This window comes from Actinobacillus porcinus, from assembly GCF_901764995.1.
Lineage (GTDB): Bacteria > Pseudomonadota > Gammaproteobacteria > Enterobacterales > Pasteurellaceae > Exercitatus > Exercitatus porcinus.
This window is the reverse complement of sequence record NZ_CABFKI010000003.1, coordinates 149,579-161,798: the sequence shown is the minus strand read 5'-3', so window position 1 is coordinate 161,798 and position 12,220 is coordinate 149,579. Positions and strand designations below refer to the sequence as shown.

Below are 12,220 nucleotides of genomic sequence, written 5' to 3'. Positions count from 1 at the left end.
CCTTTTCAATGATCAGTTAAATTCTGTAAAACCACTATAAACTAAAAAAGCACCAAAACCTAAGAAAATAATCCCTGCCACATTATCAATATAACGGCTATATTGGCTATAAAAACGTTTGGCGAATGGGCGAGAGAAACAAAGTGAAAGCAAATAAAAATAAACAAACGTTTCTACAATAATAATAAATAAGGCTAATCCCATTTGCCATAATTCAGTAATATTTATTAATATCAAAGACATAACACTAGAAAAATAGACTATCGCTTTTGCATTAGACAGATTAACGAATAATCCTTTTAAGATTTCTTTTTTAATACTTGTCTTTTGATTTAATTCCTTTTCACCGGCAGCTTCAAAAACAGCATTTGTTCGACTTTTTGCCATTTGTAAGCCGATATACATCAAATAGCTTCCACCGAGCATCATGATAATGCCGTGTAATGCAGGTGTCGTAGCAAATAAAATCGCCAACCCTAACATTGCCGCCAACGCCCAAATCGCCACGCCCAAAGTAATACCGATAATACCGCAAACAGTATTTCGCTGGGAATTACTGGCCGCCATTCGTGTCACATAAAAGAAATCAGGCCCTGGTGTCATTAAACCAAATAGATGAACAATGATGAGATTAATCATAATAATACGTCTAATCCAACAATAACAATCGCTCCATAGATAGCGGCTAAAACATCATCAATCATAATGCCAAATCCATTTTCTAATTTTTCATCAAAAATTTTAATGGGATAAGGTTTGAGGATATCGAAAAAACGGAAAACCACAAAGGCAATGAAGCTCCAATACCAATTAATTTCGGGGACAAATAATAAACAAATCCATACTCCAACAAATTCGTCCCAAACAATTGAACCATGATCATGAACGCCCATATCATCGGCCGTTTTTTGGCATAAATAACAGCCTAAAGCAAAAGAAAGTGCGGTCAAAATAGCGAAAGAAATATTGCCCATTATCGGCAATAACAGCATACCAATGATTAAACCCGCCAAGCTTCCCCAAGTGCCGGGTGCAGGACGAATCAGCCCTGAGCCTAATCCAACGGCTAAAAAATGGACCGGATTTTTTAAACGGATACGTGATAACGGATTTTCTGTCATGGAATGTTAAAACATCAATATTGAAATAGAAAAAGTGGACATTCCTGCCCACTTTATAAGATATTACTTGCGACCCAACGCAGGCGCGACTTTATCTAATACGCCATTAATATATTTATGGCTATCTTCCGCCCCAAAGGTCTTCGCCAATTCAATCGCTTCGTTGATAACCACTTTATAAGGTACATCTAACTCAAATTTGAGTTCATAAACGGCTAAACGCAAAATCGCTTTTTCAATTGGCGTTAGTTCTTCTGACGCGCGGTCTAAAAATTCCGCCATGGTAGCATCAACACTATCTAAATTTGCCACAGCACCACGGAATAATTTACGAAAATAAGGAACATCAACACCTTTTAAATCTTGTTCTGTCACAAAGGATAACTCAACTTCAGCCGCATCATTTTGTGATACATACCAAGAATATAATGCTTGAATTGCACATTCACGCGCGCGGCGGCGTGGGCTTACTTTTTTCTCTGCCATATTCATTACGCCGCGTTGATTTGATCTAAAAGGTTTACCATCTCAAGAGCAACTAATGCGGCTTCTGCGCCTTTATTACCTGCTTTCGTTCCGGCTCGCTCAATAGCTTGCTCAATATTTTCAGTAGTTAATACACCAAACGCTACGGGAATATCCGAATTAAGTGCTACATGACCTAAACCACTACTCGCTTCACCTGCGACATATTCAAAATGCGCTGTACCACCACGAATAACCGTACCTAATGCCACAATCGCATCAAATTTTTTCGTATCCGCCAAACGGCGAACCGCTAAAGGTAATTCATACGCACCCGGTACTTTCACTAAAGTAATATTTTCTTCTTTAACTTGTCCTACGCGTTTTAATGCGTCAACAGCCCCATCAACTAGGCTATCATTAATAAAATGGTTAAAACGAGCGACTACCACGGCGATTTTTGCATTTGGTGCGCTTAATTGACCTTCTAAAACGTTCATATTATTTCCTTTTAAACATGGGGATAAATTGAGCCGAATTCTAGCACAAAAAAAACATTCTATCAGCTGTTATCTTTGGCTTTCCTTGTGACTTAGTTGCTCAATTCTCTACAAAGTAAACAAAAACACCACGAAATTTTCGTGGCGTTTCCATAGGTTCTGTTTATTTTTTTAATAAACATATCTACTTAATAATACGCAAGTGGGATGTTGTTTTTGACGATGCCGTTGTTTTTTTCGGTTCCGCCTTTGGTTTTTCCTGTGTTTTTTCCACCGCACTTTTAACCGGACCTGTTTGTGATTTATCTAGCTCATCATAAATCGCCTCAGGTTCAAACATCACACCATCGCCATTTTCACGTGCATAAATGGCAAGAATCGCGCCCATAGGAATGTACAATGCGCGAGGAATACCTTGAAAGCGCGCGCTAAACTCAACGGTCTCATTACCAAGCGCTAAATTCCCTACCGCACCAGGCGATAAATTCAAGACAATTTGCCCATCTTTAACATATTCTTGCGGGACATCCACACCATAATAAGTCGCATCTACAACTAAATAAGGGGTAAAGTTATTATCCAATAGCCAATCATAATAGGCTCGCAATAAATACGGACGTTTAGGGGTAGATTTATATTCCATTATTTATCATCCATTAAATTTTTTGGTGCTGCACTACCAATAGATTGCATAAATGAATCACGTCCAAAAACACGATCCATATAGCCATTAATGGCTTTGCTGCCTGCACCAGTAAAAGTTACGCCAAGTTCTTTTAAACGCCACAATAATGGTGCGATATAACAATCCACCAGACCAAATTCTTCACTCATAAAGTAAGGATATTGATTAAAAATTGGAGCAACCGCAAGTAATTCTTCTTTCAATTGCTTCAAGGCTTCTGCACGTTCGACTTCCGAGCCATTTTCTGCTTTCGCTAAAGTTGGATACCAGTCTTGCTCGATGCGTAACATTAACAAACGGCTTTTACCGCGCGCCACAGGATAAACCGGCATTAAAGGGGGGTGTGGAAAGCGTTCATCAAGATATTCCATAATGATACGTGAAGTAAATAGCACTAAGTCGCGATCCACCAAAGTCGGAAGCGTACCATAAGGGTTTAATTCCATTAATTCTTCAGGCACAGCATTGGGATCGACATTTTCCGTTTCGTAAGCAACGCCTTTTTCCGCTAAAACAATTTTCACTTGATGGCAATAAATATCTGATTTATTAGAAAAAAGGGTCATTATTGAACGTTTATTTGCCGCACTGGTCATCTATTCCTCCGCTGATGTAAAATGCAATTAACAGCTTTACAACCCTGCTGTTTAATATCTAAAATTTCGAGTTAAAAAACGTGCTTATTTTACCACAAATCACATAGGTACTTTCAACCCCTTAGGATGGATTATTCAATTTCTTAAACAAAAAATATAAAAAAAATTGCAGCCCAATGGACTGCAATTTCTTGAATATAAACGAAAATATAAAATTAACGTTTTGAGTATTGTGGGCGACGACGTGCTTTGTGTAAACCCACTTTTTTACGTTCAACGCGGCGAGCATCGCGAGTTACGAAGCCTGCTGCACGTAATGCTGGACGTAATGACTCATCATATTCGATTAACGCACGTGTAATACCGTGACGGATAGCACCGGCTTGACCAGAAATACCACCACCTTTCACTGTGATATAAAGGTCTAATTTATCTGTTAACTCAACTAATTCTAATGGTTGACGCACGATCATACGTGAAGTTTCACGGCCGAAGTAAACGTCTAAAGAACGTTGGTTGATTGTGATGTTACCACTGCCCGGTTTGATAAATACACGAGCTGAAGAGCTTTTGCGGCGACCTGTGCCGTAGTTTTGATTTGCTGCTGTCATTTTTCTGCTCCGTGATTAGATATCTAAAACTTGTGGTTGTTGCGCAGCATGTTCGTGTTGTGAACCTGCATACACTTTTAATTTACGGAACATTGCACGGCCTAATGGACCTTTTGGCAACATACCTTTAACCGCAATTTCAATCACTGCTTCCGGACGACGAGCAATCATTTCTTTGAAAGTCGCTTGTTTGATACCACCTACATAGCCAGTGTGCCAGTAGTAAACTTTATCAGTTTCTTTACGACCTGTTACAGCTACTTTATCCGCGTTGATAACGATGATGTAATCACCTGTATCTACGTGCGGAGTGTATTCTGCTTTATGTTTACCACGTAAACGGCGAGCTAATTCAGTCGCCAAACGACCTAAGGTTTTACCTGTCGCATCTACTACATACCAGTCACGTTTAACTGTTTCTGGTTTTGCTACAAAAGTTTTCATTAATAAAATTACCAATATTTGATATTAATACCCAGTACTCATTTGAGTACAACCATTGATCTAAATCAGCACCCCTTCGAGTGTGATCTCGATAAAACAATAGGCGGTGGGAAAACCGCACTATTCACAGGGTCGCGTGATTATACATAAGTGTCTTACAAAATGCGAGCTTTTTATGAAAAATTTATGAGCGTCTGTTTTTCTTTAAATGAAAATACCATTAAACTTATAAAAGGATCAATCTTGTGTAGAAAAATCTTCCCTTTTTATAAAAAACGGCTATGATATGCCGACTTCAAAAGCGCGGTCATTTTAACCGCACTTTGATGTGTCTATCTCAACCAGCGCCTGCTGGGGAAAGATAAAAAAGCTGAAACGCTTTTTTTAATAAGTAGCGAGTCAAATGCCCCATGGCATCTTATCTCTCAGGATAAGAAAGCTTAGGCTTCCCGCAAGGCACCCGACTTATTTTTTTCACCTCATTTAGAAGGTTTTTTAAAATGACAATTAACACTCCTGTAAAAGCAATTCTCGCCTCAAATAAACATTTCTTAGATCGTCAAGATGCAATGGAATCTAACGTGCGTAGTTATCCGCGCAAACTTCCTTTTGCTTATGCAAAAGCGCAAGGTTGTTGGGTAACAGACGTAGAAGGAAATGAATATCTCGACTTTTTGGCGGGTGCAGGAACATTAGCATTAGGTCATAACCACCCAGTGTTAATGCAATCAATCCAAGACGTTTTAGATAGTGGCTTACCGTTACATACTCTAGATTTAACCACGCCATTAAAAGACGCTTTTACCGAAGAACTTTTATCATTCTTCCCTAAAGATCAATACATTCTTCAATTTACCGGCCCTTCAGGTGCAGATGCTAACGAAGCGGCAATCAAATTAGCTAAAACCTATACCGGACGTGGCAATGTGATCGCTTTCTCCGGCGGTTTCCACGGAATGACCCACGGTGCGTTATCTTTAACAGGTAACTTAGGTGCGAAAAATCCGGTACAAGGCTTAATGCCGGGAGTACAATTTATGCCATATCCGCACGAATACCGTTGCCCGTTTGGCATTGGTGGCGAAGTGGGTGCGAAAGCTGTTGAACGCTATTTTGAAAACTTCATTGAAGATGTCGAAAGCGGCGTAGTAAAACCGGCTGCGGTTATCTTAGAAGCAATCCAAGGTGAAGGTGGTGTTGTTCCGGCACCGATTTCATTCTTACAAAAAGTGCGTGAAGTGACCCAAAAACACGGTATTTTAATGATTGTTGATGAAGTTCAAGCAGGCTTCTGCCGTAGCGGTAAGATGTTTGCCTTTGAACATGCGGGTATTCAACCGGATATCGTGGTTATGTCAAAAGCAGTAGGCGGTTCATTACCGTTAGCGGTATTAGCTATTCGCAAAGAATTCGATGCGTGGCAACCGGCAGGACACACAGGGACATTCCGTGGTAACCAATTAGCGATGGCAACAGGTTACGCTTCACTCAAAATTATGCGTGAAGAAAATCTTGCGAAAAATGCGGAAGAACGTGGCGCATACTTAACCACTGCATTACGTGAATTAAGCAAAGAATTCCCTTGTATCGGTAACGTACGTGGTAAAGGCTTAATGATGGGTATCGACATTGTGGACGAACGCAAACCGGCAGATGCAACAGGTGCTTATCCACAAGATGGCGAATTAGCAGTTGCAATCCAAAAAGCCTGCTTTAACAACAAGTTATTGTTAGAACGTGGCGGACGTGGCGGCAACGTGGTTCGTGTACTTTGTGCAGTAAATATCAACCAAGCAGAATGCGAAGAGTTCATTAAACGCTTCAAGCAATCTGTCGCAGACGCATTAAAAGCGGTGCGTGGTTAATCATCAAAGTGCGGTTGATTTTATAGAAATTTATTATATTTCAATATATTAATCACGTAGGGGCGAAATATTTTTCGCCCTGATATTCCGTGATTGTTTTGGGCGAAAAATATTTCGCCCCTACAAATAAATTGGAAAAACAATGTCAGATATTTCAAAACACAAACAATCCCTGTTCTGTAACGATCCACAATCTATTGCAGACTACGAAAACGCAATGCAAAACGCCGTGCAAGCGGTCAGTTCTTGGCTGAAAAATGAAAAAATGTACACCGGTGGTTCAATCAAACAAATGCGTGCCTTGGTTGATGGTTTTAAACCGACTAAAGAGGGCATAGGTGTACAAAAATCCTTAGATCATTTAGTTGAGATCTTCTTAAATCCAAGTCTTAAAGTTCATCACCCCCACTCTTTAGCACACTTACATTGTCCGACAATGGTCGCGAGCCAAATTGCGGAAGTGTTAATCAATGCCACTAACCAATCAATGGACTCGTGGGATCAAAGCCCAGCCGGTTCGATTATGGAAGAGCATTTGATTGACTGGTTGCGTCAAAAAGCCGGCTACGGCGAAGGCACATCCGGGGTCTTTACTTCGGGCGGTACACAATCAAACCTAATGGGCGTGCTACTTGCACGTGATGCTTGCATTGCGAAACATTGGAAAAATGCAGACGGTTCAGAATGGTCGGTACAACGTGATGGTATCCCACCTGATGCAATGCAAAAAGTAAAAGTAATTTGCTCTGAAAATGCGCACTTCTCTGTGCAAAAAAATATGGCAATGATGGGAATGGGCTTCCAATCGGTAATTACCGTGCCTTGCAATGAAAATGCCCAAATGGATCCACACGCATTAGAAGCAACTTTAGCCAAACTTTATTTAGAAGGCAAAGTGGTGGCTTGTGTAGTTGCGACTGCAGGGACAACCGATGCCGGCGCAATCGATCCGTTAAAAACCATTCGTGCTATTACCAATAAATTCGGCGTTTGGTTACACGTCGATGCGGCTTGGGGCGGTGCATTACTACTTTCAAAAGATTTCCGTCATCTTTTAGACGGCATTGAATTAACCGACTCCATTACGTTGGATTTCCATAAACATTTCTTCCAAACGATTTCTTGCGGCGCATTCTTATTAAAAGATCCGCAAAATTACCGTTTCATTGATTACAAAGCGGATTACTTAAATTCAGAATACGATGAAGCGCACGGTGTACCAAATTTAGTGGCGAAATCGCTTCAAACGACACGCCGTTTTGATGCGTTGAAATTATGGTTTACGGTAGAAGCCTTAGGCGAAGAGCTATACGCTTCAATGATCGACCACGGTGTTTACCTTACCAAACAAGTGGAACAATACATTCACGAAACTGAAGGCTTGGAAATGCTGGTTCCGGCACAATTTGCTTCGGTATTGTTCCGTGTTGCACCAGCCGGCTACCCTGCTGAATTTATCGATGCCTTAAACCAAAATGTGGCAGATGAACTCTTTGCCCGTGGCGAAGCAAACATTGGTGTGACCAAAGTCGGGGATAAACAATCGCTGAAAATGACTACGCTAAGCCCAATCGCAACGCTCGAAAACGTCAAAGCGTTATTGGCGCAAGTGTTAAGCGAAGCAGAACGCATTAAAAATGCTATTGCAAACGGGACTTATGTGCCACCAATTGATTAAGAAAATCTCCTAAAATTTGACCGCGCTTTGAAATAAAGTGCGGTCATTTTTTTATGATATTTTACCCAAAAAATGTGATCCCCAACACATTTTACAGAAATCCCACAAGACATTGGTTGTATTTAACGGTATGATATTTCTGTATTTTCATTAAAACTCAAGATGTAAGGAGTAATTTATGCAAAACTTAACCCCTGAAATGTGGAAAATGATCGCGTTTGGCTTTGTCGCCGGAGTGATTTTAACCTATTTGGTATTGCGCTTAACTAAAGGCTCAATTAGAAAGCAAGCCAAAACAGAAAACGAATTACAACAAACCAAAGCAGAATTGACGCAACAAACTGAGCGTTTAGAGAAACATTTTGCCGAAACCGCAGACTTATTTAAATTGCTCGCGCAAGATTACCAAAAACTTTATCGTCATTTAGCTAAATCTTCGGATGAGTTATTGCCTGAATCACAAAAAGCGCTCTTTTTGCAAAATTTTATCAATTCCGATAAATCAACAGCGACCACAGACGAAAACCAAAACCAACAACCTCGTGATTATAAAGAAGGATCATCGGGTTTATTTAAAGCAGAACGCTAATTTTTGGGGAACATCAGTTCCCCACTCTTTTTCAAAAAATTAACTCACTTCAATGATAACCGCACTTTTATAAATTTATCAGATCTTGATTTTTATGAACAATCCCCCATTTTCTTTGTCAAATGAGCTATCTTTCGTTTGTTTTATTTAGGAAAAGGAAAATCAATGAAAATGAAAAAATCTAGATTCACACTAAGTGCAATTGCTTTAGGTTTAAGCGTGCTTGCTGCACCAATGACAACAATGGCAGAACTTCCGGCAATGATTACTCAAGCGAATACCTTTGGGACACCTAGCCTTGCCCCAATGCTTGAACGCGTCTTGCCTGCAGTTGTTTCCATTTCAGTTGAAGGTAAAGAAGCAACATCTCGCCGCAACACTTTTGATGATCAAATTCCAGAAGAATTTCGCCGTTTCTTTGGTGATGATTTCTTTGGTGGTCGCCAATCTGCACCACGTCAATTTAAGGGAATGGGATCCGGAGTAATCATTAATGCCGAAAAAGGCTATGTGATCACCAACAATCACGTTATTGATGGTGCCGATAAAATTACGGTTCAATTAAATGATGGACGCGAATTCAAAGGAAAAATTATCGGTCAAGATGAACAGTCTGATGTCGCGTTAGTTCAAATCGAAAATCCTAAAAACCTAACTGCAATCAAAATTGCCGATAGCGATAAATTACGCGTAGGCGATTTTACCGTAGCAATCGGTAATCCGTTTGGTTTAGGTCAAACAGTAACTTCAGGGATTGTCTCTGCGCTTGGTCGATCAACAGGTTCCGACAGTGGTAAATATGAAAACTATATCCAAACAGACGCCGCGGTAAACCGTGGTAACTCCGGCGGTCCATTGATTAACTTAAATGGCGAACTGATTGGTATTAATACCGCCATTATTTCACCAAGTGGCGGTAATGCGGGTATTGCCTTTGCTATCCCATCTAATATGGCAAATAATTTAATTCAACAGATTATTGAGTTTGGTGAAGTTCGCCGTGGTTTATTAGGGATTAAAGGGGGCGAATTAAATGCTGATTTAGCGAAAGCATTCAACGTTGATGCGCAACAAGGGGCTTTCGTCAGCGAAGTAATGCCGAATTCCGCAGCTGATAAAGCTAAACTTAAAGCCGGCGATGTCATCATTGCATTAAATGGTCAAAAAATCTCAGGTTTCGCTGAATTACGCGCCAAAATTGCCACCTCAGGTGCCGGAAAAACCTTAGAGTTAACTGTGTTACGTGATGGTAAAACTCAAAATATGAAAGTGACTTTACAATCAGACGATGGTAAAACCACACTTTCTTCTAGTACCACAGTCGATCAATTGCTACCGGCACTAGAAGGGGCTGAATTAACCAATGATGACAACGGTGTCAAAGTCAACAAAGTTGAGAAAAATTCTCCAGCCGCGCAACGTGGCTTGAAAGCTGGAGATATTATTATTGGCATCAATCGCCATAAAGTGGAAAATCTGAAAGATTTACGTAAAATCTTGGAAGATAAACCATCTGCAATTGCGATTAACATTTTACGTGGCGATACAAATTTTTATCTGTTAGTACAATAATCACTGTCTCAAAACGAAACAAAGCGTTGCTATTCAACTCTGACTAGCAACGCTTTTTATTGCTCAACCAAAGGAAAAATAAACCTATAATCACTTTTTTCTAAATTTTTTTGATGTAAATCAACTAAAGATGAATTCACTCTTTGCTTGCTGAAACTTTTCCGCTATTATTCACCACGTCAGGTAATTACTTGATATTCATAAAGTTCCTAAATAAAATAATCATAAAATAAATAGCTAAACTACTTTCCTACCACTCTTCGGAGTGGTTTTTTTTGCTTGTTTTTCAATGGGTTACAAATTTCTGATGAAATATAAATTCATTTAGTGGCAAATAAGTGGCAATTTATGAAAGTAGATTATCCGCCAAGAATTAGGTAAAATGCGACCGCACTTTTCTTGTAAAAAGGATTCAATATGTCATCACAATTTGTTTTTACGATGCATCGCGTGGGCAAAGTTGTTCCGCCGAAACGTCATATTTTAAAAGATATTTCTTTAAGCTTCTTTCCTGGGGCGAAAATCGGGGTACTAGGCTTAAATGGTGCGGGTAAATCCACCCTTTTACGCATTATGGCTGGTGTTGATAAAGAGTTTGAAGGGGAGGCTCGTCCGCAACCGGGGATCAAAATCGGTTATCTTCCGCAAGAACCAAAATTAGAGCCACAGCAAACCGTGCGTGAAGCCATTGAAGAAGCGGTTTCAGAAGTGAAAAACGCACTCACTCGTTTAGATGAAGTTTATGCGGCTTATGCCGATGAAAATGCGGACTTCGACAAACTGGCGGCTGAACAAGCTCAATTAGAAGCGATTATTCAAGCACACGATGGTCACAATTTGGATAACCAGTTAGAACGTGCGGCAGATGCGTTACGTTTACCGGATTGGGACGCTAAAATCGAACATCTTTCAGGGGGCGAACGCCGCCGTGTGGCACTTTGCCGTTTATTGCTCGAAAAACCGGATATGTTGTTATTAGACGAACCAACCAACCACTTAGATGCGGAGTCGGTGGCGTGGTTAGAGCGTTTCTTACACGACTATGAAGGTACTGTGGTGGCAATTACCCACGACCGTTACTTCTTAGATAACGTGGCAGGTTGGATCTTAGAGCTTGACCGTGGTGAAGGTATTCCTTGGGAAGGTAACTACTCTTCTTGGTTAGAGCAAAAAGAGAAACGTTTAGAGCAAGAGCAAGCGGCGGAAAATGCTCGCCAAAAATCCATTGCCAAAGAGTTAGAATGGGTACGCCAAAATCCGAAAGGTCGTCAAGCGAAAAGCAAGGCGCGTATGGCACGCTTTGAAGAGCTTAACTCAGGCGAATATCAAAAACGTAACGAAACCAATGAACTCTTTATTCCACCAGGCCCACGCTTAGGGGATAAAGTGATTGAAGTGAGTAACCTAACTAAATCTTACGGCGACCGCACGTTAATTGACGATTTATCTTTCAGCATTCCGAAAGGGGCGATTGTTGGAATTATCGGGGCGAACGGTGCAGGTAAATCAACCTTATTCCGTATGCTTTCAGGTCAAGAACAACCGGATAGCGGTTCAATCGTGATGGGTGAAACGGTGGTACTTGCCTCTGTGGATCAGTTCCGTGATGCAATGGACGACAAGAAAACCGTGTGGGAAGAAGTCTCAAACGGACAAGATATTCTAACTATCGGCAACTTTGAAATCCCAAGCCGCGCCTATGTTGGACGCTTTAACTTCAAAGGCGTAGATCAACAAAAACGTGTTGGCGAATTGTCAGGCGGTGAGCGTGGTCGTTTACACCTTGCGAAACTGTTACAAGCGGGCGGAAACGTCTTATTATTAGACGAACCAACCAACGATCTTGATGTGGAAACCTTGCGTGCATTAGAAAATGCGATTTTAGAATTCCCGGGCTGTGCAATGGTTATCTCGCACGACCGCTGGTTCTTAGACCGTATCGCCACCCACATTTTAGACTACGGTGATGAAGGTAAAGTCACTTTCTACGAAGGTAACTTCTCAGACTACGAAGAGTGGAAAAAGAAAACCTTAGGCGAAGCGGCAACACAGCCACATCGTATTAAATATAAGCGTATTGCGAAGTAATGATGT

The 12,220-nt window shown here is 40.7% G+C and carries 13 protein-coding genes; 5 read left to right on the top strand and 8 right to left on the bottom strand.

The window, feature by feature from the left end; all coding sequences use genetic code 11:
- Positions 1-12: 12 nt before the first annotated feature.
- The 8 genes from E7T07_RS03555 to rplM all read right to left on the bottom strand — a co-directional run bounded on the left by E7T07_RS03555 (position 13) and on the right by rplM (position 4,422).
- A complete protein-coding gene (locus E7T07_RS03555; RefSeq protein ID WP_135709540.1) occupies positions 13-639 on the bottom strand; it encodes a homoserine/threonine efflux transporter in 627 nt (208 codons plus the stop codon).
- Positions 636-1,121 (bottom strand): phosphatidylglycerophosphatase A family protein, encoded by a 486-nt coding sequence (locus E7T07_RS03550; RefSeq protein ID WP_135709539.1) that lies wholly within the window; start codon positions 1,119-1,121, stop codon positions 636-638. Before E7T07_RS03550 ends, E7T07_RS03555 begins: the two co-directional genes overlap by 4 nt.
- A gap of 63 nt (positions 1,122-1,184) precedes the next feature.
- Positions 1,185-1,607 carry a transcription antitermination factor NusB gene (nusB, locus tag E7T07_RS03545; protein ID WP_135709538.1) on the bottom strand — a complete coding sequence of 141 codons (423 nt, stop codon included), beginning with the start codon at positions 1,605-1,607 and terminating at the stop codon, positions 1,185-1,187.
- Positions 1,608-1,612: 5 nt separating this feature from the next.
- Positions 1,613-2,086 carry a 6,7-dimethyl-8-ribityllumazine synthase gene (gene ribH, locus E7T07_RS03540; RefSeq protein ID WP_135709537.1) on the bottom strand — a complete coding sequence of 158 codons (474 nt, stop codon included), beginning with the start codon at positions 2,084-2,086 and terminating at the stop codon, positions 1,613-1,615.
- Positions 2,087-2,270: 184 nt separating this feature from the next.
- Positions 2,271-2,729 (bottom strand): ClpXP protease specificity-enhancing factor, encoded by a 459-nt coding sequence (locus tag E7T07_RS03535; RefSeq protein WP_135709536.1) that lies wholly within the window; start codon positions 2,727-2,729, stop codon positions 2,271-2,273.
- Complete coding sequence (gene sspA / locus E7T07_RS03530) at positions 2,729-3,367, bottom strand: stringent starvation protein SspA (RefSeq protein ID WP_135709535.1); 639 nt, start codon at positions 3,365-3,367, stop codon at positions 2,729-2,731. The genes E7T07_RS03535 and sspA overlap by 1 nt, the downstream gene beginning before the upstream one ends.
- Positions 3,368-3,582: 215 nt before the next feature.
- Positions 3,583-3,978, bottom strand: a complete 396-nt coding sequence (rpsI, locus tag E7T07_RS03525) for a 30S ribosomal protein S9 (protein ID WP_135709534.1) — start codon at positions 3,976-3,978, stop codon at positions 3,583-3,585.
- Between the two features lie 15 nt (positions 3,979-3,993).
- Positions 3,994-4,422, bottom strand: a complete 429-nt coding sequence (rplM, locus tag E7T07_RS03520; protein WP_115637689.1) for a 50S ribosomal protein L13 — start codon at positions 4,420-4,422, stop codon at positions 3,994-3,996.
- 500 nt (positions 4,423-4,922) lie between these two features.
- On the opposite strand from rplM, the gene E7T07_RS03515 reads away from it, so the two are divergent.
- The 5 genes from E7T07_RS03515 (at position 4,923) to ettA (ending at position 12,214) form a co-directional block, all read left to right on the top strand.
- Positions 4,923-6,287 (top strand): diaminobutyrate--2-oxoglutarate transaminase, encoded by a 1,365-nt coding sequence (locus tag E7T07_RS03515; RefSeq protein ID WP_135709533.1) that lies wholly within the window; start codon positions 4,923-4,925, stop codon positions 6,285-6,287.
- Positions 6,288-6,429: 142 nt separating this feature from the next.
- Entirely contained in the window at positions 6,430-7,965 is a 1,536-nt protein-coding gene (ddc, locus tag E7T07_RS03510) for an L-2,4-diaminobutyrate decarboxylase (RefSeq protein WP_135709532.1), read from the top strand.
- 178 nt (positions 7,966-8,143) lie between these two features.
- Positions 8,144-8,554 (top strand): Z-ring associated ZapG family protein, encoded by a 411-nt coding sequence (locus tag E7T07_RS03505; RefSeq protein WP_135709531.1) that lies wholly within the window; start codon positions 8,144-8,146, stop codon positions 8,552-8,554.
- 171 nt (positions 8,555-8,725) lie between these two features.
- On the top strand, positions 8,726-10,126 hold the full coding sequence (locus E7T07_RS03500) for a Do family serine endopeptidase (protein ID WP_135709581.1): 1,401 nt from the start codon (positions 8,726-8,728) through the stop codon (positions 10,124-10,126).
- A gap of 417 nt (positions 10,127-10,543) precedes the next feature.
- Positions 10,544-12,214, top strand: a complete 1,671-nt coding sequence (gene ettA, locus E7T07_RS03495; protein ID WP_135709530.1) for an energy-dependent translational throttle protein EttA — start codon at positions 10,544-10,546, stop codon at positions 12,212-12,214.
- Positions 12,215-12,220: the final 6 nt, after the last annotated feature.

Coding starts and splice junctions, on each gene's coding strand:
- ddc (WP_135709532.1), top strand. CDS start 6,430: ATGTCAGATATTTCAAAACACAAACAATCCCTGTTCTGTAACGATCCA.
- ettA (WP_135709530.1), top strand. CDS start 10,544: ATGTCATCACAATTTGTTTTTACGATGCATCGCGTGGGCAAAGTTGTT.
- E7T07_RS03550 (WP_135709539.1), bottom strand. CDS start 1,121: ATGACAGAAAATCCGTTATCACGTATCCGTTTAAAAAATCCGGTCCAT.
- E7T07_RS03500 (WP_135709581.1), top strand. CDS start 8,726: ATGAAAAAATCTAGATTCACACTAAGTGCAATTGCTTTAGGTTTAAGC.
- E7T07_RS03505 (WP_135709531.1), top strand. CDS start 8,144: ATGCAAAACTTAACCCCTGAAATGTGGAAAATGATCGCGTTTGGCTTT.
- ribH (WP_135709537.1), bottom strand. CDS start 2,086: ATGAACGTTTTAGAAGGTCAATTAAGCGCACCAAATGCAAAAATCGCC.
- E7T07_RS03515 (WP_135709533.1), top strand. CDS start 4,923: ATGACAATTAACACTCCTGTAAAAGCAATTCTCGCCTCAAATAAACAT.
- nusB (WP_135709538.1), bottom strand. CDS start 1,607: ATGGCAGAGAAAAAAGTAAGCCCACGCCGCCGCGCGCGTGAATGTGCA.
- E7T07_RS03535 (WP_135709536.1), bottom strand. CDS start 2,729: ATGGAATATAAATCTACCCCTAAACGTCCGTATTTATTGCGAGCCTAT.
- rplM (WP_115637689.1), bottom strand. CDS start 4,422: ATGAAAACTTTTGTAGCAAAACCAGAAACAGTTAAACGTGACTGGTAT.
- sspA (WP_135709535.1), bottom strand. CDS start 3,367: ATGACCAGTGCGGCAAATAAACGTTCAATAATGACCCTTTTTTCTAAT.
- E7T07_RS03555 (WP_135709540.1), bottom strand. CDS start 639: ATGATTAATCTCATCATTGTTCATCTATTTGGTTTAATGACACCAGGG.
- rpsI (WP_135709534.1), bottom strand. CDS start 3,978: ATGACAGCAGCAAATCAAAACTACGGCACAGGTCGCCGCAAAAGCTCT.